Annotated in this window: 24 protein-coding genes and 1 tRNA gene; 13 read left to right on the forward strand and 12 right to left on the reverse strand. The window is 63.0% G+C overall.

Annotated elements, in window-relative coordinates:
• The first annotated feature begins 71 nt into the window (after positions 1 to 71).
• From EL335_RS09180 to EL335_RS09195, 4 genes are all read left to right on the forward strand, one after another.
• Positions 72 to 1,502 (forward strand): DUF294 nucleotidyltransferase-like domain-containing protein, encoded by a 1,431-nt coding sequence (locus tag EL335_RS09180; RefSeq protein ID WP_126446205.1) that lies wholly within the window; start codon positions 72 to 74, stop codon positions 1,500 to 1,502.
• 156 nt (positions 1,503 to 1,658) lie between these two features.
• On the forward strand, positions 1,659 to 1,919 hold the full coding sequence (locus tag EL335_RS09185; RefSeq protein ID WP_126446208.1) for a DUF4212 domain-containing protein: 261 nt from the start codon (positions 1,659 to 1,661) through the stop codon (positions 1,917 to 1,919).
• Between the two features lie 14 nt (positions 1,920 to 1,933).
• Positions 1,934 to 3,796, forward strand: coding sequence for a sodium:solute symporter family protein (locus tag EL335_RS09190; RefSeq protein ID WP_126446211.1), 1,863 nt, complete (start codon positions 1,934 to 1,936; stop codon positions 3,794 to 3,796).
• A 91-nt stretch (positions 3,797 to 3,887) separates the two neighbouring features.
• Positions 3,888 to 4,250 (forward strand): hypothetical protein, encoded by a 363-nt coding sequence (locus EL335_RS09195; RefSeq protein ID WP_126446214.1) that lies wholly within the window; start codon positions 3,888 to 3,890, stop codon positions 4,248 to 4,250.
• Between the two features lie 79 nt (positions 4,251 to 4,329).
• On the opposite strand, the gene groL is transcribed toward EL335_RS09195, so the two are convergent.
• Positions 4,330 to 5,973, reverse strand: a complete 1,644-nt coding sequence (groL, locus tag EL335_RS09200; protein WP_126446217.1) for a chaperonin GroEL — start codon at positions 5,971 to 5,973, stop codon at positions 4,330 to 4,332.
• A 40-nt stretch (positions 5,974 to 6,013) separates the two neighbouring features.
• Positions 6,014 to 6,304: a co-chaperone GroES gene (groES, locus tag EL335_RS09205; RefSeq protein ID WP_126446219.1), complete on the reverse strand. Its 291-nt coding sequence runs from the start codon at positions 6,302 to 6,304 to the stop codon at positions 6,014 to 6,016.
• A 168-nt stretch (positions 6,305 to 6,472) separates the two neighbouring features.
• Here groES and EL335_RS09210 point away from each other — a divergent pair, with 168 nt between their 5' ends.
• Positions 6,473 to 7,411 carry a hypothetical protein gene (locus EL335_RS09210; protein WP_126446222.1) on the forward strand — a complete coding sequence of 313 codons (939 nt, stop codon included), beginning with the start codon at positions 6,473 to 6,475 and terminating at the stop codon, positions 7,409 to 7,411.
• Positions 7,411 to 8,835 carry a D-alanyl-D-alanine carboxypeptidase/D-alanyl-D-alanine endopeptidase gene (gene dacB / locus EL335_RS09215; protein ID WP_126446225.1) on the forward strand — a complete coding sequence of 475 codons (1,425 nt, stop codon included), beginning with the start codon at positions 7,411 to 7,413 and terminating at the stop codon, positions 8,833 to 8,835. Before EL335_RS09210 ends, dacB begins: the two co-directional genes overlap by 1 nt.
• A gap of 36 nt (positions 8,836 to 8,871) precedes the next feature.
• On the opposite strand, the gene EL335_RS09220 is transcribed toward dacB, so the two are convergent.
• The 6 genes from EL335_RS09220 to EL335_RS09245 are packed head-to-tail and all read right to left on the reverse strand — an operon-like array spanning position 8,872 to position 14,608.
• Positions 8,872 to 9,291, reverse strand: a complete 420-nt coding sequence (locus EL335_RS09220) for a DUF4870 family protein (RefSeq protein WP_284155313.1) — start codon at positions 9,289 to 9,291, stop codon at positions 8,872 to 8,874.
• Between the two features lie 10 nt (positions 9,292 to 9,301).
• Positions 9,302 to 10,774 carry a 4-hydroxy-3-polyprenylbenzoate decarboxylase gene (gene ubiD, locus EL335_RS09225; RefSeq protein WP_126446228.1) on the reverse strand — a complete coding sequence of 491 codons (1,473 nt, stop codon included), beginning with the start codon at positions 10,772 to 10,774 and terminating at the stop codon, positions 9,302 to 9,304.
• Positions 10,771 to 11,652 (reverse strand): 4-hydroxybenzoate octaprenyltransferase, encoded by an 882-nt coding sequence (gene ubiA / locus EL335_RS09230; RefSeq protein ID WP_126446230.1) that lies wholly within the window; start codon positions 11,650 to 11,652, stop codon positions 10,771 to 10,773. The genes ubiD and ubiA overlap by 4 nt, the downstream gene beginning before the upstream one ends.
• Before the next feature lie 39 nt (positions 11,653 to 11,691).
• Positions 11,692 to 13,734 (reverse strand): ATP-dependent DNA helicase RecG, encoded by a 2,043-nt coding sequence (recG, locus tag EL335_RS09235; RefSeq protein WP_126446233.1) that lies wholly within the window; start codon positions 13,732 to 13,734, stop codon positions 11,692 to 11,694.
• Positions 13,712 to 14,092, reverse strand: coding sequence for a RidA family protein (locus EL335_RS09240; RefSeq protein WP_126446236.1), 381 nt, complete (start codon positions 14,090 to 14,092; stop codon positions 13,712 to 13,714). The genes recG and EL335_RS09240 overlap by 23 nt, the downstream gene beginning before the upstream one ends.
• 51 nt (positions 14,093 to 14,143) lie before the next feature.
• Positions 14,144 to 14,608, reverse strand: coding sequence for a DUF2802 domain-containing protein (locus EL335_RS09245; RefSeq protein ID WP_126446240.1), 465 nt, complete (start codon positions 14,606 to 14,608; stop codon positions 14,144 to 14,146).
• 147 nt (positions 14,609 to 14,755) lie between these two features.
• Between EL335_RS09245 and EL335_RS09250 the strand changes: the two genes are divergently transcribed.
• A complete protein-coding gene (locus EL335_RS09250; RefSeq protein ID WP_126446243.1) occupies positions 14,756 to 15,001 on the forward strand; it encodes a hypothetical protein in 246 nt (81 codons plus the stop codon).
• A 35-nt stretch (positions 15,002 to 15,036) separates the two neighbouring features.
• Complete coding sequence (locus tag EL335_RS14355) at positions 15,037 to 15,210, forward strand: hypothetical protein (RefSeq protein WP_172600073.1); 174 nt, start codon at positions 15,037 to 15,039, stop codon at positions 15,208 to 15,210.
• 6 nt (positions 15,211 to 15,216) lie between these two features.
• Here the strand turns inward: EL335_RS14355 and EL335_RS09255 are convergent, their stop codons facing one another.
• Positions 15,217 to 15,621 carry an acyl-CoA thioesterase gene (locus EL335_RS09255; protein WP_126446245.1) on the reverse strand — a complete coding sequence of 135 codons (405 nt, stop codon included), beginning with the start codon at positions 15,619 to 15,621 and terminating at the stop codon, positions 15,217 to 15,219.
• A 37-nt stretch (positions 15,622 to 15,658) separates the two neighbouring features.
• Between EL335_RS09255 and EL335_RS09260 the strand changes: the two genes are divergently transcribed.
• The 5 genes from EL335_RS09260 (at position 15,659) to EL335_RS09280 (ending at position 20,641) form a co-directional block, all read left to right on the forward strand.
• The gene (locus EL335_RS09260) at positions 15,659 to 17,473 is read left to right on the forward strand and encodes an ABCB family ABC transporter ATP-binding protein/permease (RefSeq protein WP_126446247.1); all 1,815 of its coding nucleotides are present in this window, start codon (positions 15,659 to 15,661) and stop codon (positions 17,471 to 17,473) included.
• A gap of 37 nt (positions 17,474 to 17,510) precedes the next feature.
• The gene (locus tag EL335_RS09265; protein ID WP_126446249.1) at positions 17,511 to 18,413 is read left to right on the forward strand and encodes an amino acid ABC transporter substrate-binding protein; all 903 of its coding nucleotides are present in this window, start codon (positions 17,511 to 17,513) and stop codon (positions 18,411 to 18,413) included.
• A 136-nt stretch (positions 18,414 to 18,549) separates the two neighbouring features.
• Complete coding sequence (locus EL335_RS09270; protein ID WP_284155314.1) at positions 18,550 to 19,239, forward strand: amino acid ABC transporter permease; 690 nt, start codon at positions 18,550 to 18,552, stop codon at positions 19,237 to 19,239.
• The gene (locus tag EL335_RS09275) at positions 19,239 to 19,907 is read left to right on the forward strand and encodes an amino acid ABC transporter permease (protein ID WP_126446253.1); all 669 of its coding nucleotides are present in this window, start codon (positions 19,239 to 19,241) and stop codon (positions 19,905 to 19,907) included. Before EL335_RS09270 ends, EL335_RS09275 begins: the two co-directional genes overlap by 1 nt.
• Positions 19,908 to 19,912: 5 nt before the next feature.
• The gene (locus tag EL335_RS09280; RefSeq protein WP_126446255.1) at positions 19,913 to 20,641 is read left to right on the forward strand and encodes an amino acid ABC transporter ATP-binding protein; all 729 of its coding nucleotides are present in this window, start codon (positions 19,913 to 19,915) and stop codon (positions 20,639 to 20,641) included.
• A 46-nt stretch (positions 20,642 to 20,687) separates the two neighbouring features.
• Here the strand turns inward: EL335_RS09280 and EL335_RS09285 are convergent.
• The 3 genes from EL335_RS09285 to EL335_RS09295 all read right to left on the reverse strand — a co-directional run bounded on the left by EL335_RS09285 (position 20,688) and on the right by EL335_RS09295 (position 21,439).
• Positions 20,688 to 20,764 (reverse strand) — tRNA-Pro (locus EL335_RS09285).
• 23 nt (positions 20,765 to 20,787) lie between these two features.
• A complete protein-coding gene (locus EL335_RS09290) occupies positions 20,788 to 21,153 on the reverse strand; it encodes a MerR family transcriptional regulator (protein WP_126446257.1) in 366 nt (121 codons plus the stop codon).
• Positions 21,125 to 21,439, reverse strand: coding sequence for an integration host factor subunit alpha (locus EL335_RS09295; RefSeq protein WP_126446259.1), 315 nt, complete (start codon positions 21,437 to 21,439; stop codon positions 21,125 to 21,127). Before EL335_RS09295 ends, EL335_RS09290 begins: the two co-directional genes overlap by 29 nt.
• Positions 21,440 to 21,445 lie beyond the last annotated feature (6 nt).

The raw sequence follows: 21,445 nt of genomic DNA on the forward strand, positions 1-21,445 counted from the left end.
GAATTTTACCGCCGGCCGGCTGACCGCCGCGCTATCATTTATTGCAATGCACCATCCACCCCTTTCCGATCATGGCTGCCCGTCCCACCCTGCATAGTCCATTGGCCGCGTTGATCAAGCGCGCGCCCATTACTGCCACGCCCGAGAGCACGCTGCGCGAAGCAGTCTTGGCGATGTCCGAGAACCGGGTGGGTTCGATCATCGTCGTCGAGCCGGAAAGCGGCCGTCCGCTCGGTATCTTCACGCTGCGCGACCTGTTGCACAAGGTGGCGGCGAAATCCTGCGATCTGGACCAGATGGTCATGGCGCTGATGAGCGATTCCGGCTTGCAGATGCTCAACTGGCGCGCCACCGTCTATCAGGCCGCGCTGGTGATGGCGCGCCACGGCATCCACCATGTGATCGTCGTCGACGCAGCGGGCAAACTGAAAGGGGTCGTCTCGCAGGAAGACATCTACGAGCTGCAAAGCGGCGGCGGCAAGGCGATCTCCGGTGCGATCCGCAGCGCCCGGGAGCTGCCGGCCTTGATCGCTGCCGCCGAGGAGATCCGCCGACTCGCCCAGCGCACGCTCGCCGAAGGCGGCGCCGCCGAGCCGCTGACGCAAATGATCTCGACGCTCAACGACCACCTCACCGTGCGGCTGATCGAACTGACTGCCGAGGAATTCAGCCTGCCCAAGGTGCCCTGGAGCTGGCTCGCCTTCGGCTCTGAAGGCCGCTTCGAGCAGACGCTGTCCACCGACCAGGACAATGGCATCGTGTTTGCCGCACCGTTGACCGAGGCAGAAACGGTGCGCCAGGCGCTGCTGCCATTCGCGCGCGAGGTCAATCAGCGTCTCGATGCCTGCGGCTTTCCGCTGTGCAAGGGCAACGTGATGGCCAGCAACCCGCAGCTGTGTCTGACGGTCGAAGAGTGGCAGCAGCGCTTTGCCAGCTGGCTGCGTTCATCGACGCCGCAAGCCCTGCTCGAGGCAACGATCTATTTCGATTTCCGGGCGATTTACGGCGACGAGTCTTTGGCCGAACGATTGCGCGACTGGCTGCGCCAGCACATTCCGGCCGCGACATTGTTCTTGCGCTTCATGGCCGAAAACGCGCTGCGCGTGCGCCCGCCGCTGGGTCTGGTCCGCGCCTTCAGCTTCGACGGCGACAAGCGCTTCCCGCACACCATCGATCTCAAAGCCAGCGGCTCACGGCTGTTCGTCGATGTCGCGCGCATCCTCGCTCTCGCCAATGGCATCAGTGAGACCAGCACCGCCGAACGCTTGCGCGCCGCCGCAGCCTTGGGCAAGCTGGGAGGCGAAGACGTCGAGGCGATGCTGCGCGGCTTTTTCTTCATCCAACAGCTGCGGCTGCGCGCCCAACAGGAAGGCACGCCGGCAGGACGGGCCAACCGCGTCGATCCTGATCGGCTCAACGAGCTCGACCGCTTCATCCTCCGGGAAGCGCTCAAGCAAGCCAAGAAGCTGCAAGGACGCATCCGGCTCGATTACCGTCTTTGAGCGTGCCGTTCCGCCAGCGCCGATTTTCGGCCTTCGCGAACGAAACCCAGCCGCCGCACCAGACTTCTGTAAGGTATCGGTAAGCTTGCGCGCCCACAATGCGCGAGGTCAAAGTGGGGTTTTGACACGTTTCTCATTCCTAAAAAGGAGGACGCAATGCAATACAAACATGACGCGCAAGGCTACTGGAAAGCCACGCTGGGCCTGATCACCAAGGTGCTGGTGATTTGGTTCCTGGCTTCGTTCGGCGCCGGCATCCTGTTCGCCGACGTGCTCAACGGCATCCATCTCGGCGGCTACCCGCTCGGCTTCTGGTTCGCCCACCAAGGGTCGATCTACATCTTCATCGCGCTGATCTTCTGGTACGCGAAGAAGATGGGCGACATCGATCGCGAATTCGACGTTCACGAAGACTGAAGGAGCGCTAGGACATGGATCTGCAAACCACCATTTACCTCGTCGTCGGCGCGACCTTCGCGCTCTACATCGGCATTGCGATCTGGTCGCGCGCCGGCTCCACCAGCGAGTACTACGCCGCCGGCGGCGGCGTGCATCCGGTGCTCAATGGCATGGCGACCGCCGCGGACTGGATGAGCGCGGCCTCGTTCATCTCGATGGCCGGCCTGATCTCCAACATGGGCTACGGCGGCGGCCTGTTCCTGATGGGCTGGACCGGCGGCTACGTGTTGCTCGCCTGCCTGCTTGCTCCTTACCTGCGCAAGTTCGGCAAGTTTACCGTGCCGCAGTTCATCGGCGACCGCTTCTACTCGAAGACGGCCTCGACGGTGGCGGTGATCTGCCTTTTGGTCGCCTCGCTGACCTACATCATCGGTCAGATGACCGGCGTCGGGGTAGCCTTTTCGCGTTTCCTCGGCGTGTCGAAGGAAATGGGCGTCTATGTCGGTATGGCGATCGTGTTCACCTACGCGGTGTTCGGCGGCATGAAGGGCATCACTTACACCCAGGTGGCGCAATACACCGTGCTGATCTTTGCCTACGTGATCCCGGCGATCTTCATATCGTTGGCCATCACCGGCAATCCGATCCCGCAGCTTGGCCTCGGCTCCGACATCAACGGCACTGATGTCCCGCTGCTCACGCGCCTGGACCAGGTGATCAATGACCTGGGCTTCGGCAAATACACCAGCCAGCTGCCCGGCAGCACGCTCAACATGTTCGTCTATACGATGTCGCTGATGATCGGCACGGCAGGGCTACCGCACGTGATCATGCGCTTCTTCACGGTGCCGAATGTCGCCGCCGCACGCTCGTCGGCCGGCTGGGCGCTGGTGTTCATCGCCATTCTCTACACCACCGCCCCGGCGGTTGCGGCGATGGCGCGCATGAACCTGCACGGCACGCTCAATAGCGCCGTCGGTGTGCAAAGCGACCCGGCGGGGGGCCTGAAGATCGATTCGGCGAAGGTGAAGGCCAATGCCGACGTTTTCGCACCGGAAGCGAGCCTCAAGTATGAAGAGCGTCCCGACTGGATGAAGCGCTGGGAGAAGACCGGCCTGCTCAAGTTCGAGGACAAGAATGGCGACGGCCGCATCCAGTACTACAACGACAAGACAAAGAACGAAGACTTCAAGAAGAAGGCCGAAGCCGCCGGCTGGAAGGGCAACGAACTGAATGTCAACGCCGACATCATCGTGCTGGCCAACCCTGAAATCGCCTTGCTGCCCAACTGGGTGATCGCACTGGTCGCCGCAGGTGGTCTTGCCGCCGCGCTGTCGACCGCGGCCGGCCTGCTGATGGCGATCTCGGCCGCGATCTCCCATGACCTGGTAAAAGGCGTCTTCGCGCCGAACATCAGCGAGAAAGGCGAACTGTTGGCCGGCAAGATCGCGATGGCTTGCTCGATCATCGTCGCCGGCTACCTGGGCTTGAACCCGCCTGGCTTCGCAGCCGGCACGGTGGCGCTGGCCTTCGGTATCGCCGCCTCGTCGCTGTTCCCGGCGATCATGATGGGCATCTTCTCGAAGAAGATGAACAAGGAAGGCGCAATGGCCGGCATGCTGGCAGGGCTGTTCGTGACGCTGTTCTACGTGTTCGCGCACAAGGGCATCTTCTTCATCAAGGGCACCGAGTATCTGAACCTGATCGGCGGTGCCAACAGCTTCTTTGGCATCACGCCGGAAGCCTTCGGCGCAGTTGGCGCAATGGTGAATTTCATCGTCGCCTTCCTGGTCGATAAGGTCACCAAGGAACCGCCGGAGCACATCCAGCATATGGTCGAGAACGTGCGCATCCCGCGCGGCTCGAAGCCCGTGGATGGCGCACACGCCCACTAAGCGGTAACCTCTGCGCACAACCCGGCCCAGGCCGGGTTGATCACTGGCCCCGCCGGATTAAACTGGCGGGGCTTTTTGTTTGGAGCACCTCATGGTTTTCGATATCAGCGTCGCGCTGACGTGGATACTGTTTCTTGCCTTGTTTCCGATCACCTATTACTGGCTGCGGCGTGTCTGGCGCATCGTCGTCAAGCGCGATTTTTCCGAGGTCGCTTTGAAGCGCGGCGAGCCACCGCCCAATCCGGAGAAATACGCGCCATGGGCGGTTGCCTTCAACCTCGTCGCTGCCACCATCCTGATCTTCGTGATTTTCGGCGTCGTCAGCGGATTGCTCGACTACGGCAGCTGGACGGCCATCGCCGGCTCGACGATCTGGATGAAGCTCATCTTCGATTTCATCCTCAGCCGGCAAGCGCATCTCGTCGCCACACGGCGGAAAAACGACGCGAAGTAAGCCTTGCGATGTAAAAACGCCCCGCACGGTTTCCCGTGCGGGGCGTTGTCGATGAAGCGATGCTATCCGTGGCTTCGGATTACATCATGTCCATGCCACCCATGCCGCCCATGCCACCCATGCCGGCAGCCGGCGCGGCGGGTTTCTCTTCGACCAGCTCGGCCACCATGCAGTCGGTAGTGAGCATCAGGCCGGCAACGGAAGCGGCGTTCTGCAGCGCGGTACGCGTGACCTTGGTCGGGTCGAGCACGCCCATTGCCACCATGTCGCCGTATTCGCCGGTGGCGGCGTTGTAGCCGAAGTTGCCCTTGCCTTCGACGACCTTGTTGACGACCACCGAGGGCTCGTCACCGGCATTGGCGACGATCTCACGGATCGGCTGCTCGAGGGCGCGCATCACGATCTTGATGCCGGCATCCTGGTCGTGGTTGTCGCCCTTGATATTGACGGCGGCACGTGCGCGCAGCAGCGCGACACCACCCCCTGGCACGATACCTTCTTCGACCGCGGCGCGCGTGGCATGCAGCGCGTCTTCGACGCGGGCTTTCTTCTCCTTCATCTCGACTTCGGTGGCAGCACCGACCTTGATCACCGCCACGCCGCCGGCGAGTTTGGCGACACGTTCCTGCAGCTTTTCCTTGTCGTAGTCGCTGGTGGCTTCCTCGATCTGGACACGGATCTGGGCGACACGCGCCTTGATCGCATCTTCGGAGCCGGCGCCGTCGATGATCGTGGTGTTTTCCTTCGCCACTTCGACGCGCTTGGCCTGGCCGAGGTCCTTCAGCGTGGCTTTCTCGAGCGTCAGCCCCACTTCCTCGGCGATCACCGTGCCACCGGTGAGGATCGCGATGTCTTCGAGCATCGCCTTGCGACGATCGCCGAAGCCCGGCGCCTTGACGGCGACGGTCTTCAGGATGCCGCGCAGGTTGTTGACCACCAGGGTGGCGAGCGCTTCGCCTTCGACGTCTTCGGCGATGATCAACAGCGGACGGCTGGCCTTGGCGACTTGTTCGAGGACCGGCAGCAAGTCGCGGATGTTGGAGATTTTCTTGTCATGGAGGAGGATGTACGGGTTCTCCAGGACGGCGATCTGCTTGTCAGGGTTGTTGATGAAGTAGGGCGACAGATAGCCGCGGTCGAACTGCATGCCCTCGACGACCTCGAGCTCGTTTTGCAGGGACTTGCCGTCCTCGACGGTGATCACGCCTTCCTTGCCGACCTTGTCCATCGCATCGGCGATGATCTGGCCGACGTCGGCATCGGAGTTCGCGGAGATCGCGCCGACCTGGGCGATTTCCTTGCTGGTCGTGCAGGGCTTGGAAATCTTCTTCAGCTCTTCGACGATCGCGGCGACCGCCCTGTCGATGCCACGCTTCAGATCCATCGGGTTCATGCCCGCGGCGACATACTTCATGCCTTCGCGGACGATCGATTGGGCCAGCACGGTCGCGGTCGTGGTGCCGTCACCGGCGACATCGGAGGTCTTGGAGGCGACTTCCTTGACCATCTGCGCGCCCATGTTCTCGAACTTGTCCTTCAGTTCGATTTCCTTGGCAACGGAAACGCCATCCTTGGTGACGGTCGGCGCCCCGAAGGAGCGCTCGAGCACGACGTTGCGGCCCTTCGGGCCAAGGGTGACCTTCACGGCGTCGGCGAGGATGTTGACGCCGCGCACCATGCGGCTCCGGGCGGAATCGCCAAACAGAACTTCTTTAGCAGTCATCGTTCAATCTCCAGTGGGTTTTAATCGGAAAATCAAGCCGTCAGGACTCGATCACGCCCATGATGTCTTCTTCGCGCATCACGAGCAGCTCTTCGCCTTCGACCTTGACGGTCTGGCCGGCATACTTGCCGAAGAGCACGCGATCGCCGACCTTGACGGCCATCGGACGCACCTTGCCATCATCCAGGATCTTGCCATTGCCCACGGCGATCACCTCGCCCTGGTCCGGCTTTTCACCAGCGGTGTCGGGAATGACGATGCCGGAGGCGGTGGTGCGTTCGGCTTCAACGCGCTTGACGATCACACGATCATGCAAGGGACGGATTTTCATGAAGATTTCTCCTTCTGGACAAAGCCGCACGAGCGGCGCTTCGAGGGGTTTGCAAACATTGCGGCAATGGGCTGTTAGCACTCATCGCCAACGAGTGCTAATAATAATGACGCGCTGCGGGATTTTCAATATGCGCGGCGAGATTTTTTTGAGGTGATAATCGCCGTCATGGGACTTTTCGATTGGCTCAAGCCCGCACCGCCGCCCGACCCTGCCGTGCAGGCGCACATCGACCAGGCCGTGCAGGCGATCGATCCGCGGATCAAGCAGGTCGCCGGTTATGAGCGCAAACTCGCCCCCGCGGTTCGCCATGCCCTCGCCCACTGCGTCGACGTCGCCGCACGCATCCCCGGCCCGATCGAGATCAGCCGCGCCGCATTCGGCAGCGATCCGCTCGTCCATGCCTTGTTCGCCAGCGCCGATGCGATCGAACAAATGTTCGCGACCAGCCAGTGCGTGCGCGAGCACTTTGCGCAGATGATCATGCACACCGACCGCTGCTGCGCGCTGCTCGGCATGCGTTTGCACGAAAAAGCCAGTTTCGGCACGCAGTTGGAGGGTGAAATCGTGCGCAGCGACGTACCGCAAAAGACGTTGTATTTCTCGGATCACACGCTGGCCGAGCCAGCGCCGGACGAAGCGAGCGCGCGTCAGCGCCTTGCCGATGCCATGTTCGACGGCATGATCAAGGCGATCGCCGAACACGTCGAGGGCGTACGCGCGGAACGGGCGGGGCTCGATCAGGAAAAAGCCTTCGCCGCGGCACAGCTGCGCGCCGGACAGGCGGTGCATGGCCGCCGGCTGGCAGGCTTGCAGGAACGATTGGCCGCCACCGCCGATGCGCTGCAGCCGCAACGGCTGCTCGAAACCCTCGTCGATTCGCTGAACGCGCCCGAAGCGCTGTTGCGTCTGGAGCCGATCGAGCTGTGTGTCGATCGCACCGGCATCATCCGCAACGACGCCAGCGAAGGCGATATGCTGCATTTTTGCCGGCTGATCAGCCGCGATCCCCGCCAGTGGGTGGTCTTGCTCGTCCAGATCGATCATGCCGAGGTGCGCCGCGCCCTCGAACGCTTCGAGACGGCGCGTCACTTCATCGTCATCTGATGGTCCGCTCGTTTTTGGCGCTTTGCGTCGCTGCCCTGTTGCTCTCTCGCGCTACCGCGGCCGAGCCGGCCAATACCCCGCCCGCTGCGGTGGCGGCAGCGCTGCAAGCCGCGGGCATTCCAATGAGCGCAGTCGGGATCGTCGTGCATGGCGTCGCCGAGCGAACGCCACGGCTCGCCGTGAATGCTCGTCAGCCGCTGAATCCGGCATCCTTGATGAAGCTTCTCACCACCAGCGCCGCACTCGAAATGCTCGGCCCCGCCTTCACTTGGCGCACCGAGGTGCTGGCCGATGCACCGCCGGATCACGCGGGCGTGCTCGCCGGCGATCTCTATCTGCGCGGCAGCGGCGATCCGAAACTCACCTACGATCGCCTCTGGCTGCTGCTCCGGGAGCTGCGCGGTCGCGGCCTCAAGGAGATTCGTGGTGCGCTGGTGCTCGACCGCACGGCCTTCGCGCCGGTCGATCACGATCCGGCCGCCTTCGACGGCAAACCGCAGCGCCCTTACAACGTCGGGCCGGACGCCTTGCTGTTCAACTTCACCGCCATGAGCTTGACGCTGATCCCGGAAAATGGCGGGGTGCGCGTGCTGGCCGAACCGCTGCCGACGGAGCTGACGATCGTCAATCGCCTGCGCGTCATCGAGGGCAAGCTTTGCCCCGCCGAGTGGCGCGAAGCGCTGACCGCGAGCTTCCTGCCGGGCCAACTGATCCTCGTCGGCGACTACCCGCGTCCCTGTGGCGAAAAACATTGGCATCTGGCCGGCTTGCCGAATGGCGAGTTCTTGGCCGGCGTCTTCACGCGCCTGTGGCGCGAGCTGGGCGGTGAATTCTCTGGCCGTTGGCGTGAGGGCGCCACCCCCGCCCAAGCCGTCCTTTTGGCGACCAGCACCTCGCCGCCGCTTTCCGAACTAGTGCGCGACATCAACAAGTTTTCGAACAACGTGATGGCGCGGCAGCTGTATCTCACGCTCGGCACCAAATTCGGCGCTGGCGATACGGCAAGCGCCGGGCAGGTGGTGAAGCGTTGGCTTACACAAAAAGGGCTGGACTTTCCTGAGCTGGTGGTAGACAACGGTGCGGGGCTGTCCCGCGATGCGCGCATTAGCGCCGAACACCTCGCCCAATTGCTGACCGCCGTCTGGGAAAGCCCGATCATGCCGGAATTGGTCGCCTCGCTGCCGATCGTCGCTGTCGATGGCACGACGAAGAAACGTTACGACGGCGTCGCCTATAGAGGACGGGGGCACCTGAAAACCGGCTCGCTCGAAGGCGTGCGCGGCATCGCCGGCTATCTCCTCGACCGCGGCGGCAGGCGCTGGATCGTCGTCTTCCTCGTCAATCACCCCAACGCCGGCGCGGCGCAGCCGGCCTTCGACGCCTTGCTCGATCGGGTCTGGCGTAGCGGTTTGCCAGCGGGATAGCGCCCCGGGAAGGTGCCGTCCCACCAGCGCCGATTTTCAGTCGGGCAGCGGCAGCGCGCGCCGATCGACGAGCGCCAGCCAGCCGCGCACCACGCGGTAGAGCACCCAAAGGCCGGTGACGACGATCACCACGATCGCGGCCGGGATGCCGATCAGCGTGAATGCCAGCAGGCCGGCGACGAGCAGCCAAAGCGCAGCGAACCAAAAGGTGCGCAACTGCCAGCGCCAGTGCGTCTCGATCCACGTGCCACGCACGTTCGAACGCGTCGCATAGTTGATGATCACCGCGATGATCGACGGCCAGCCGAAGACGAAGGCGCCGGCGATCGAGGCCGAAGTGAGGATGCCCGAGAGCGCCGAGAGCGCATGCAGGCCGTACATGATGTGGCACCAGGCGCGCTGGCCGTCGAGATGGCCACCATCGATGATTTCACCCTGTTGATCGTAGTCGGCCATGCGTGTCCCCTCATAGTCCCAGTCGATTCCACAGCTCATCGACGCGCCGCTTGACGGCGGCGTCCATCACGATCGGCCGTCCCCACTCACGGTTCGTCTCGCCCGGCCATTTGTTCGTCGCGTCGATGCCCATCTTGCTGCCCAAGCCCGCGACCGGCGAGGCGAAATCGAGATAGTCGATCGGCGTGTTCTCGGCGATCAGCGTATCGCGCGCGGCATCCACCCTTGTTGTCAGCGCCCAGATCACTTCGGGCCATGAGCGGATGTCGATGTCGTCATCGACGACGATGATGAACTTGGTGTACATGAACTGGCGCAGAAAGCTCCAGATGCCGAACATCACGCGCTTGGCGTGGCCCGGATACTGCTTCTTCAAGCTCACCACCGCGAGGCGATACGAGCAGCCCTCGGGCGGCAGATAAAAATCGGCAATTTCCGGAAACTGCTTCTGCAACAGCGGCACGAACACTTCATTCAGCGCAACACCCAGCATCGCCGGCTCGTCCGGCGGCTTGCCGGTATAGGTGCTGTGATAAATCGGCTCGCGCCGCATCGTGATGCGTTCGATCGTGAATACCGGAAATTCGGCCTGCTCGTTGTAGTAACCCGTGTGATCGCCATAGGGCCCTTCCAGCGCCGTTTCATCCGGATGGATCACGCCTTCGAGCACGATCTCGGCGCGCGCCGGCACAGCGAGGTCGTTGCCGATGCACTTTACGAGCTCCGTCTTGCCACCGCGCAAGAGTCCTGCAAACTGGTATTCGGACAAGGTATCCGGCACGGGAGTGACCGCACCGAGGATCGTCGCCGGGTCGCAGCCCAGCACCACGGCGACCGGGAAGGGCTGGCCAGGGTTTTTCTGGCAGTGATCGCGGAAATCGAGCGCGCCGCCCCGGTGGGCGAGCCAGCGCATGATCACCTTGTTCGGCGCGATCACCTGCTGGCGGTAGATGCCCAGGTTTTGGCGTGGCTTGTTCGGCCCGCGCGTCACGGTCAAGCCCCAGGTGATCAAGGGCGCGACGTCGCCCGGCCAGCAAGTCATCACCGGCAGGCGCGACAGATCGACATCCTGACCCTCCCAGACGATTTCCTGACAGGGCGCAGCGCGCACCATCTTCGGCGCCATGTTGAGCACCTGCCTCAGAATCGGCAGCTTTTCCCAGGCATCCTTGAAGCCCTTGGGCGGCTCGGGTTCCTTCAGGTAGGCGAGCAGCCGGCCGACTTCGCGCAACGCGCTCTGCCAGTCCTCGCTCTGACCCATGCCCAGCGCGACGCGCTGCGGCGTGCCGAAGAGATTCGCCAGCACTGGCATCTGTCCCGCTGTAGGTTTTTCGAACAGCAGGGCGGGCCCCCCGGTTCGCAGCACGCGGTCGGCGATCTCGGTCATCTCGAGCTTCGGGTCGACCGGCACGGCGATGCGTTTCAACTCGCCGCGCGTTTCGAGACGACTGATGAATTCGCGCAGATCCAGGGCAGCATTCATGGGGCGATCCAGTAATCGAGGACGATGCCGGCGAAGATCGCGGCGCCGAACCAGTTGTTGTGCAGAAAGGCTTTGAAGCACTTCATGCGCTCGCGCTCCCTGATCAGCGTGTAGTGGTAGAGCGCGATGGCGGCCGCAACAACAAGGCCGGCGAAATACAGCCAGCCAAAATGCAGCAAGACGCCGACGTAGGCGAGGACCAGCAAGGCCGCAGCGTAACAGACCATGATCGCCGCGACGGCGAAACGGCCAAAGGTCAGCGCCGAGGTCTTGATGCCGATCTTCTTGTCGTCCTCGATGTCGACCAGCGCGTATTCCGTATCGTAGGCGATCGCCCAGAAGATGTTGGCCGCCAGCATCTGCCAGGCAAACGCGGGCACGCTCCCTTCGATCGCGGCGAAGGCCATCGGGATGCCGAAGCCGAAGGCCACGCCGAGATAGGCCTGCGGGATCGCGAAAAAGCGCTTGGTAAAGGGATAGCTTGCCGCCAGAAACAATGCGGCCACTGCGAGGCCGAACAGAAGCGGCGAAAGGATCGGCACGATCAGCAAGAAGGCGCAGAGGACGAGAAAACCAGCGAGGATGAAGGCTTCGCGCACCGTGACCGTGCCAGCGGCCAGCGGCCGGGCTTTGGTGCGCTCGACATGCGGGTCGAACTCGCGATCGGCATAATCGTTGATCACGCAGCCGGCCGAGCGCATCAGCACCGTACCCAGCACGAAGATGGCGAGAAACATCCACTGCGGCCGCCCGCCCGAGGCGATCCACACCGCCCAGAGTGTTGGCCACAACAACAGCAGGATGCCGATCGGCTTGTCGAGCCGCATCAGCTTCTCGTATTGGTCGAGGCGTTCCTTGATGAGGGTGAGGCTTGCCATGTCCGGATTCTACGGAAACGCCGCAGATTCGGCGCCTTCCTACGCTTTGAGCAATTCGGCGCGCCCGGCCAGCCAGCGCGTCAAATGGCGTTCGGCATGGTCGGGCCAGCGCACCAGCATCTGATCGGCGGCCGCGCGCGCGGCCTCGACCAGTGCCGTGTCTTCGAGGTCGGCGAAGCGCAGCAGCGGCAGCCCGCTTTGCCGGCTGCCGATGAATTCGCCCGGCCCGCGCAAAAGCAGATCCTGCCGGGCGATCTCGAAGCCGTCGTGGTTCTCGAAGATGATCCTGAGCCGCTGCCGCGCCGTCTCCGACAGCGGCTGCCCGAAGAGCAGGATGCAAGCGGATTCCGCGGCGCCGCGGCCGACGCGGCCGCGCAACTGGTGCAATTGCGCCAGACCGAAGCGCTCGGCGTGTTCGATCACCATCAGGCTCGCATTCGGCACATCGACGCCGACTTCGATCACCGTCGTGGCGACGAGCAGCTGAATCTCGTTCCTGACGAAACCCTCCATCACCGCGGCTTTCTCGTCCGGCTTGAGACGCCCATGCACGAGGCCGATCGACAGCTCGGGCAGCTCATTGGAGAGATGTTCGAAGGTTTCCTGCGCGGTCTGCAGCTGCAGCGCCTCGGATTCCTCGATCAACGGGCAGACCCAATAGACTTGCCGGCCGGCGCGACACAGAGCGCGCACACGCTCGATGATTTCGCCTCGCCGCGTGGCGCTGACCAACTTGGTGAGCACTGGTGTGCGCCCCGGCGGCAGTTCATCGATCACCGAAACGTCGAGATCGGCGTAGTAGCTCATCGCCAGCGTGCGCGGGATCGGCGTGGCCGACATCGCCAGCTGATGCACCCCACCCCCTTTCTGCATGAGCGCCAGGCGCTGGCGCACGCCGAAGCGATGCTGCTCATCGACGATCGCCAGCCCGAGTCGGGCGAAGGCGATGTTATCTTCGATCAGCGCATGTGTGCCCACGATCAGTGCCGTCTCGGAAGCAGAGACTTTGGCGATGATCGCCTGTTTGTCCTTTTTCTTCTGGCTGCCGGAGAGCCAGGCGACTTCGATGCCCAGCGGGGCCAGCCAGCCGGAAAGCTTGCGCCAGTGCTGCTCGGCGAGGATCTCGGTCGGCGCCATCAGCGCGGCTTGATGGCCCGCCTCCACTGCCCGCAGCATGGCCAACGCAGCCACCACGGTCTTGCCGCTGCCGACGTCGCCCTGGAGCAGGCGTTGCATCGGATACGGCTGGGCGAGGTCGGCGGCAATCTCACACCAGACGCGCTGTTGCGCCGCGGTGAGCCGAAACGGCAATCTCGCGATCAAGGCCTCGGTCAGGCGGCCATCGCCGACGAGCACCGGCGCTCCCTTCTTCCGCCTCGCAGCATAGGCCTGGCGCAACGAAATCTGCTGGGCAAGGAGCTCATCGAAGGCGATGCGACGCCAGAAAGGCTGCTGCCAGCGTTCCAGCGCCTGCGCATCGAGCCCCGCCGGTGGCGCATGCAGTGCGCGCACGCTGGCGGCAAAACCAGGCAGAGAAAGCCGCGCCAGCAACGCATCGGGCAGGGTTTCGGACAAATCGACCTCATCGAGGGCGCAGCCGATAAGACGGCGCAGCGTGGCCTGGGGAAGCCCGGCGGTGGTAGGATAGACGGGCGTCAAGGCCGTCGGCAACGGCTCCTCGCCGCGCAACGCCCGGAAACGGGGGTGGATGACCTCGCTGCCCCAGAAACCGCCGCGCACCTCGCCGAACACGCGCAGCCGCGCACCTGGCTGCAGCGCCTTTTGCTGGCTCGGATAGAAATTCAGGAAACGCAGCACCAGCGTGCCCGAACCGTCGGCGACACGGCAGACGAGCTGGCGCCGCGGCCGGTATTCGATCTGCGTGGAGACGACCTCGACTTCGAACTGGGCCGTCTCGCCCGGCACGGCGGCGGCGATCGGGGTGATGCGCGTCTCGTCCTCGAACCGAAGCGGCAGGTGCAAGACGAGATCGGCCTGGCGGTTGATGCCAAACGTTTTCAGCTTGTCGGCGACGAGCGGGGTCGCCCCGGGAATTTTTTCAGCCAAGCGCGAGCACGGCATCCGCTTCGATGAGCGCCCCGCGCGGCAATTCCTTGACGCCGACGGCGGCGCGTGCCGGATAGGGCTGCCGGAAATACTTCGCCATCGTCTCGTTCACCTTGGCGAAGTGGGCCAGATCGGTGAGATAGATATTGACCTTCACCGCGGCATCGAGCGTCGTCCCCGCGGCGGCAGCCACCGCCTTGAGATTCTCGAAGACGCGCACGATCTGCGCGTCGATCCCCTCGACCAGCTGCATCGTCGCCGGGTCGAGGCCGATCTGGCCGGAAAGATAGACGGTGTCGCCGACCTTCACGGCCTGGGAATAGGTGCCGATGGCGGCGGGGGCATTCGGGGTACTGATGATCTGACGGTCCATGTTCACTCCACAAAAAAGCGCATTATCGCCCCGGCAGGCGAGCCATGAGACTCATCGCGGCGGTCTGTCCAGCTCGTCGAAACCGGGTTCTTTGAAAAGCTCTTCGCCGCGGCTCAAGGCATGCACCAGCTCGGCCTCGGCGAGCGAAATACCCATCCGGTCGGCGATCTGCTGCGCGCTCAAACCGCGCCGGGCCAAGCCAAGCGCTTCGGCATACTGCGGCGAGACATTGCGGGCAGCCCGCAATTCGGCTATTTCTTCGCGCAATTTCGATACATCTTCGCGCAACCTACTCACTTCGAGCTCCAGATCGTAGCGTGCGAGATGCTCGGCGAGCTGCTGACCGAAAGTGGCGACCGACGCGGCATCCTCTTCATTCTCGGTGGCTTTCGTGGCCCCGGCCTTATCGGCCCTTGCCGCCTGCCAGCGGCGGAACAACTGCGAAAGCAGGTAACCGAGCGCCAGCCCCACGAACAGAAGCAGCACCTCACGCCAATCGATCAAATCGATTTCCATACCTTGAGCTCAGCGCGTTGCGCATCGAGGTTGAAATCCCGATATTGCCACTCATATCTGGTTACAAATTTCGTCTTCGCGGCAGGGAACCCTCTCACCTGGAACGGGTCGGATCGTTTTCTTCCGCAGTTTGAAAGGAAAGGCAGTATGAACCGCACCCGCATCTCTCTGATCGATGTCCTGCAACCGCGCCAGTTCAAGATCACTCCGGAACGCTCGAAGGTCACCCGCACCATCATCCAACCGGAGATCGACGCTTTCGAGGAACAGGAAGCCCGACTGGCTGCGCAAAAGTCGGCGCTGGCGGAATCGACGACGCCCCGCCGGGCGCCGACTCGCTTCGAAAAGTCGGCGCTGGCGGGGCGGCACCCCGAGGCCACCGCGCAACATTGAACCCAGATTATCCATTGAGAGCGGGCTGATTCGCCATGAGCATTCGATACGATCATTTCATCGCCCTACGCGGCGGCTTTCGGGCTGCGGACGGCATCTTCGCGCCCCCGCGTATCGCCAGACACGGTTATTGGCTCGTCGCGGAGACCCAAACCTGCTCGCCCTCGCTTTTGATACTCGCTCGCGTTCCAATGGACAATCTGGGTTGAACGCGCTCATGCCGCCGGTGGCACTTCCCGCTTGCTGCCATCGGCATTGAGACACACATAGGTCAGGGTGGCCTCGGTCACCTTGACGACCACTGGCTGGGCGGGATTGCGTTCGGCGAATACCTGCACATCGACGGTGATCGACGTCCGTCCGGTCTTGACGATCTTCGCGTAGAAGCTCACCACGTCGCCGACGGAAATCGGCTGCTTGAACAGGAAGGAATTGACCGCCACGGTCGCGATGCGGCCGCGCGCGCGGCGCATCGCCGGAATCGCGCCGGCGATATCGACCTGCGCCATCACCCAGCCGCCGAACACATCGCCGGCCGCATTGACATCGCGCGGCAACGGCATCACGCGCAACACCGGCTCGTCATCGGGCAAGACCACATTGTCAGGCTGACCATTCATGGCGCCGATCATACCCGGGGATTGATAGAATCGGCACATGCGCCGTGACATCGCCCTGCCGGCCCCGCCCCCGGCGGAACGCCACGACTGGCAAACCATCAAGACCCTGTTCCCTTACCTCTGGCATTGGCGCGGCCGCGTCCTGCTCGCGCTCGCCTGCCTGGTCGGCGCCAAACTCGCCAACGTCGCGGTGCCGATCGTCTTCAAACAGATCGTCGACGGCTTCACGCCGGCCACGCCGGCGCAGGCCTTCCTGATCGCGCCGCTGGCGCTGATCGCCGCCTATGGCGTGCTGCGCTTCGGCGTGTCATTGTTCACCGAGCTGCGCGAGCTGCTATTCACCCGCGTCACCCAGCGCGCGGTACGCACCATCGCGCTGCAGGTGTTCGAACATCTGCACGCGCTGTCGTTGCGCTTCCACCTCGAACGCCAGACCGGCGGGCTCACGCGCGACATCGAACGCGGCACGCGCGCGATCGGCACGCTGATCAGTTACACGATCTTCTCGGTGCTGCCGACGATCGTCGAAGTCGCGCTGGTGCTCGGCATCCTCGCGGCGCGTTACGAACCGAGTTTCGCGCTGATCGCCGCCGCCACGCTCGTCGTCTATGTCGCCTACACCATCGTGCTGTCGAACTGGCGCGTGCATCTGCGGCGCGAAGTCAACGAGCTCGATTCCGCCGCCAACACGCGCGCGATCGACAGCCTACTCAATTACGAGACGGTCAAGTATTTCAACAACGAAGCCTGGGAAAAGGCGCGCTACGACCAGCAGATGCAGAAGTGGGAAGCCGCGCAGATCAAGAGCCAGATTTCGCTTTCGTATCTGAACCTCGGCCAGTCATTGATCATCGCCGCCGGCGTGACATTGATGATGTGGCGCGCCGCCCTCGGCGTGATGGACGGCAGCATGACGGTCGGCGACATCGTGCTGGTCAATGCCTTCCTGATCCAGCTCTACATCCCGCTCAACTTCCTCGGCGTGCTGTATCGCGAGATCCGCCAGTCGCTCACCGACATCGAGCGCCTGTTCGCGCTGCTCAAGGAAAACCGCGAGATCCAGGATGCCCCGGACGCGCGCGTGCTCGAACCCGGCCCGTGCGCGGTGCGCTTCGAGAACGTCGGCTTCGCCTACGAGCCGCGCCGGCAGATCCTCCACGATGTCAGCTTCGAAATCTCCGCCGGCCGCACGCTAGCCGTCGTCGGCCACAGCGGCTCGGGCAAGAGCACGCTCGCGCGGCTCATGTTCCGCTTCTACGACGTCGGCAGCGGCGCGATCCGCATCAACGGTCACGACATCCGCCAACTGACCCAGGCGTCCTTGCGTGCTGCGATCGGCATCGTGCCGCAGGACACGGTGCTGTTCAACGACACGATCGAATACAACATCCGCTACGGTCGGCCGACGGCGAGCTTCGAGGAAGTACGGGCAGCGGCGCGCGCCGCGCATCTGGCGGAATTCATCGAGCGGCTGCCGGATGGTTACGACACCCGCGTCGGCGAGCGCGGTCTCAAGCTCTCCGGCGGCGAAAAGCAGCGTGTCGCGATCGCCCGTGCCCTGCTGAAGAATCCACCGATCCTGATCTTCGACGAGGCCACCTCGGCGCTCGATTCCAAGACCGAGAAAGCCATCCAGGCCGAACTCGAACAGGCGGCCATCGGGCGCACCACGCTGATCATCGCCCACCGGCTGTCGACGGTGATGAACGCCGACGAGATCGTCGTGCTCGACGCTGGCCGCATCGTCGAGCGCGGCACCCACCGCGACTTGCTCGAACGCGGTGGCGCCTATGCCCAGATGTGGGCGCTGCAGCAGCAGGAAGAACGCAACGCCGTTGCGGCAAGCGTATAGTTTGCATCCCCGATACCCTTCACAGGAGGCCTTGAAAATGAAAACGACCTTGACCCTCGGTCTGACCCTCGCCGCCGCACTCGCCCTCGCCCAGCCTGCCGCGGCCAACACGCTCGACAAGATCAAAGCTAGCGGCAGCGTCACGATGGGCGTTCGCGAATCTTCCGGCGGACTGTCCTTCACCGTCGGCGACGGTAAGTTCGCCGGCTTCCACGTCGAGCTGTGCGAACGCGCACTGCACGACATCCAGAAACAGCTCGGCCTGGCGAAGCTGGAAATCAAATATCAGCCGGTCACCTCGCAAAACCGCATTCCGCTGATGCAAAACGGCACGATCGACATCGAGTGCGGTTCGACCACCAACAACCTGGCGCGCCAGAAGGACGTCGCCTTCGCCGTCACCACCTATGTCGAAGAGGTGCGTGTCGCCGTCAAGGCCAATTCAGGCATCAATTCGCTGGCCGATTTGAACGGTAAGACGGTCGCCACGACGACCGGCACGACCTCGGTGCAGCATCTGAGGAAGCACGAGCGCGCCCACGGCGTCGATTTCAAGGAGGTGTATGGCAAGGATCACGCCGACAGCTTCCTGCTGCTCGATTCCGGTCGCGCCGATGCCTTCGTGATGGATGGCCAGATCCTCGCCGGCAACATCGCCAAGTCGAAGAACCCGGCCGATTTCAAGTTCCTCAACGAAGTGCTGTCCGTCGAACCGATCGCGATCATGATGCGCAAGGACGATCCGGCGTTCAAAAAGGCGGTTGATGACAGCCTGAAAGCACTGATGAAGTCGGGCGAGATCGCCAAGATCTACGACAAATACTTCATGCAGCCGATCCCGCCGGCCAACAAGCCGATCGGTCTGCCCGCCTCGGAAGCGACCAAGGCCGCCTGGGCCAACCCCAACGACAAGCCGATGGAAGAGTACGCCAAGAAGTAATTGTCTCTGCCGATTCGAAAAGGCGCGGCGATGAAACATCTCGGCGCGCCTTTCTTCATCACCTCGAACCGCAAGGAGCGGGCGCTTGAACTGGGACTGGCAGGTCTTTTGCAAAAATACTCTCGACGGTGAAGTGATGCCGCGTTGCTTCGGCAGCGGTGGCGAAATTACCTATCTCGACTGGATGCTGTCCGCCTGGGGATGGACATTGTCCGTCTCGTTGCTCGCCCTGCTGGTGGCGCTACTGTTCGGAGCGCTGATGGGCATCCTGCGCACCACGCCACACCGCGGCTTGGTGCTCCTCGGCACTGCGTGGACGGAATTGTTCCGCAACATTCCTCTCTTGGTGCAGATCTTTCTCTGGTATCACGTGCTGCCCGCCCTGTTGCCGCCCTTGCGCGCGGTGCCCAGTTTCCTGCTGGTCGTGATGGGACTGGGCCTATTCACCTCGGCACGCATTTCCGAACAGGTACGTGCCGGCATCCAGTCGCTCTCGCGTGGCCAGCGCATGGCGGGCCTGGCGCTAGGATTCACGCTGCCGCAGACCTACCGCTACGTGCTGCTGCCGGTCGCCTTCAGAATCATCATTCCGCCGCTGACCAGCGAGTCGATGAACATCATCAAGAATTCTTCGGTAGCGTTCGCGGTCAGCATCTCGGAGCTGACGATGTTCGCGCTGCAAGCGCAGGAAGAAACGTCGCGCGGCGTCGAAATCTACCTGGCGGTCACCGCGTTGTACTTCCTCTCCGCATTTGCGATCAACCGCATCCTCCATGCGATCGAAGTCCGCGTGCAGATTCCCGGCATGATCGGGGGTAGCCGCTGATGCTCAACCTTGATTTCGGCTTTTTGACGCCGGATGTCCTCTCCGTCTATGTCGTCAAGGGCTTCCTGTTCTCGGTGCAGCTGACTTTCATCGCAATGCTGGGTGGCATCGCGCTAGGCACCTTGCTCGCGTTGATGCGCCTATCCGGCCGCGCCTGGCTGGTGATGCCCGCCGCTGCCTACGTCAATATCATGCGCAGCGTCCCGCTGGTAATGGTGATCTTGTGGTTTTTCCTGCTCATCCCGCTGATCACCGGCCGGCCGCTGGGTGCGGAGATGTCCGCGTTGATCACGTTCACGCTGTTCGAGGCCGCCTACTATTCCGAAATCATGCGTGCCGGCATTCAAAGCATCCCTCGCGGCCAAATCTTCGCCGGTTACGCGCTGGGCATGACCTATGCGCAGACGATGCGTCTCGTCGTGCTGCCCCAGGCATACCGCAACATGTTGCCGGTGCTCCTCACCCAGACCATCATCCTGTTCCAAGACACTTCGCTGGTTTATGCAATCGGCGCCTACGACTTGTTGAAAGGCTTCGAACTGGTCGGCAAGAACTTCAACCGTCCGGTCGAAACCTACCTGGTGGCGGCGGCGCTCTATTTCGTCATCAGCTTCTCCCTGTCGACCCTGGTCAAGCGGCTGCAGACCCACATCTCCATCATCCGGTAATCCCCATGATCGAAATCCGTAACGTCAGCAAGTGGTACGGCCAGTTCCAGGTGCTCACCGACTGCAGCACAAAGATCAAAAAGGGCGAGGTGGTCGTCGTCTGCGGCCCATCCGGCTCGGGCAAATCGACGCTGATCAAGTGCGTCAATGGCCTCGAATCGTTCCAGCAAGGCGAGGTGATCGTCAATGGCATCTCCGTCGGCGACCCGAAGACCAATCTTTCCAAGCTGCGCGCCCATGTCGGCATGGTGTTCCAGCACTTCGAACTGTTCCCGCACCTGACCATCACCGAGAATCTGGAAATCGGTCAGGTCAAGGTGCTCGGCCGCAGCCGCGATGAGGCCCGCGAGCGCGGTCTCAAGCTGCTCGACCGGGTCGGCCTGCGCTCGCAGGCAGCGAAATATCCCGGCCAGCTTTCCGGCGGGCAGCAGCAGCGCGTCGCGATCGCCCGTGCGCTGGCCATGGACCCGATCTGCATGCTGTTCGATGAGCCCACCTCGGCGCTCGATCCGGAGATGATCAACGAAGTGCTCGATGTGATGGTCGAACTGGCCACCGAAGGCATGACGATGATGGTGGTCACCCATGAGATGGGTTTCGCGCGCAAGGTCGCCCACCGTGTCGTCTTCATGGACCAGGGGCGCATCATCGAGGACACCCGCAAGGAAGCCTTCTTCGGCACGCCGCGTTCGGAACGCGCGCAGCTATTTCTTTCCAAGATCCTGGGCCACTGAAAACACCAAGGCCAGCCCGGCTGGCTGGCTTTGGTGGCGGATCGGTTGGTCGGGGCGGCGGGATTCGAACTCGCGACCCCTTGCACCCCATGCAAGTGCGCTACCAGGCTGCGCTACGCCCCGACTGGGAACGGATTATAGCGCAATCAAACCCGCAGCAGCTCGATGATGCCGAGCAGTTCGGCACGCAGCGAAAAACTTTCCGCCTTCGGCACAGCATGGGGTACTGCCGTCTTTTCGCCGCTTTCGTCGAGGCGGTTGCGGGCGCCACTGATCGTGAAGCCTTCTTCGTAGAGCAGCTGACGGATGCGCCGCACCAGCAGCACTTCGTGATGCTGGTAATAGCGCCGGTTGCCACGCCTTTTCACCGGTTTCAGCTGGGTGAACTCCTGTTCCCAGTAGCGCAGCACGTGCGGCTTGACGCCGCACAACTCGCTGACTTCACCAATGGTGAAGTAGCGCTTCGCCGGAATCGGCGGCAGCTCAGCCTTGGGCCGGGTGGACGTTGCCATGGGTGGCCGCCTCGACGAGGGATTTCAGCTTGTGGCTGGCATGAAAAGTGACGACGCGCCGGGCGCTGATCGGGATTTCCTCGCCGGTCTTCGGGTTGCGGCCCGGTCGCTGCGGTTTGTCGCGCAGCTGGAAATTGCCGAAGCCGGACAGCTTGACGCCTTCGCCCTGTTCGAGCGCGGTGCGCACTTCCTCGAAGAAAGCCTCGACCATGTCCTTCGCTTCACGCTTGTTCAGGCCGACCTTTTCGAACAGCAGGTCAGCGAGCTCCGCCTTCGTCATCGTCATTGCGTG

It is taken from the genome of Sulfuricystis multivorans (assembly GCF_003966565.1).
GTDB classification, from domain to species: Bacteria; Pseudomonadota; Gammaproteobacteria; order Burkholderiales; family Rhodocyclaceae; genus Sulfuricystis; species Sulfuricystis multivorans.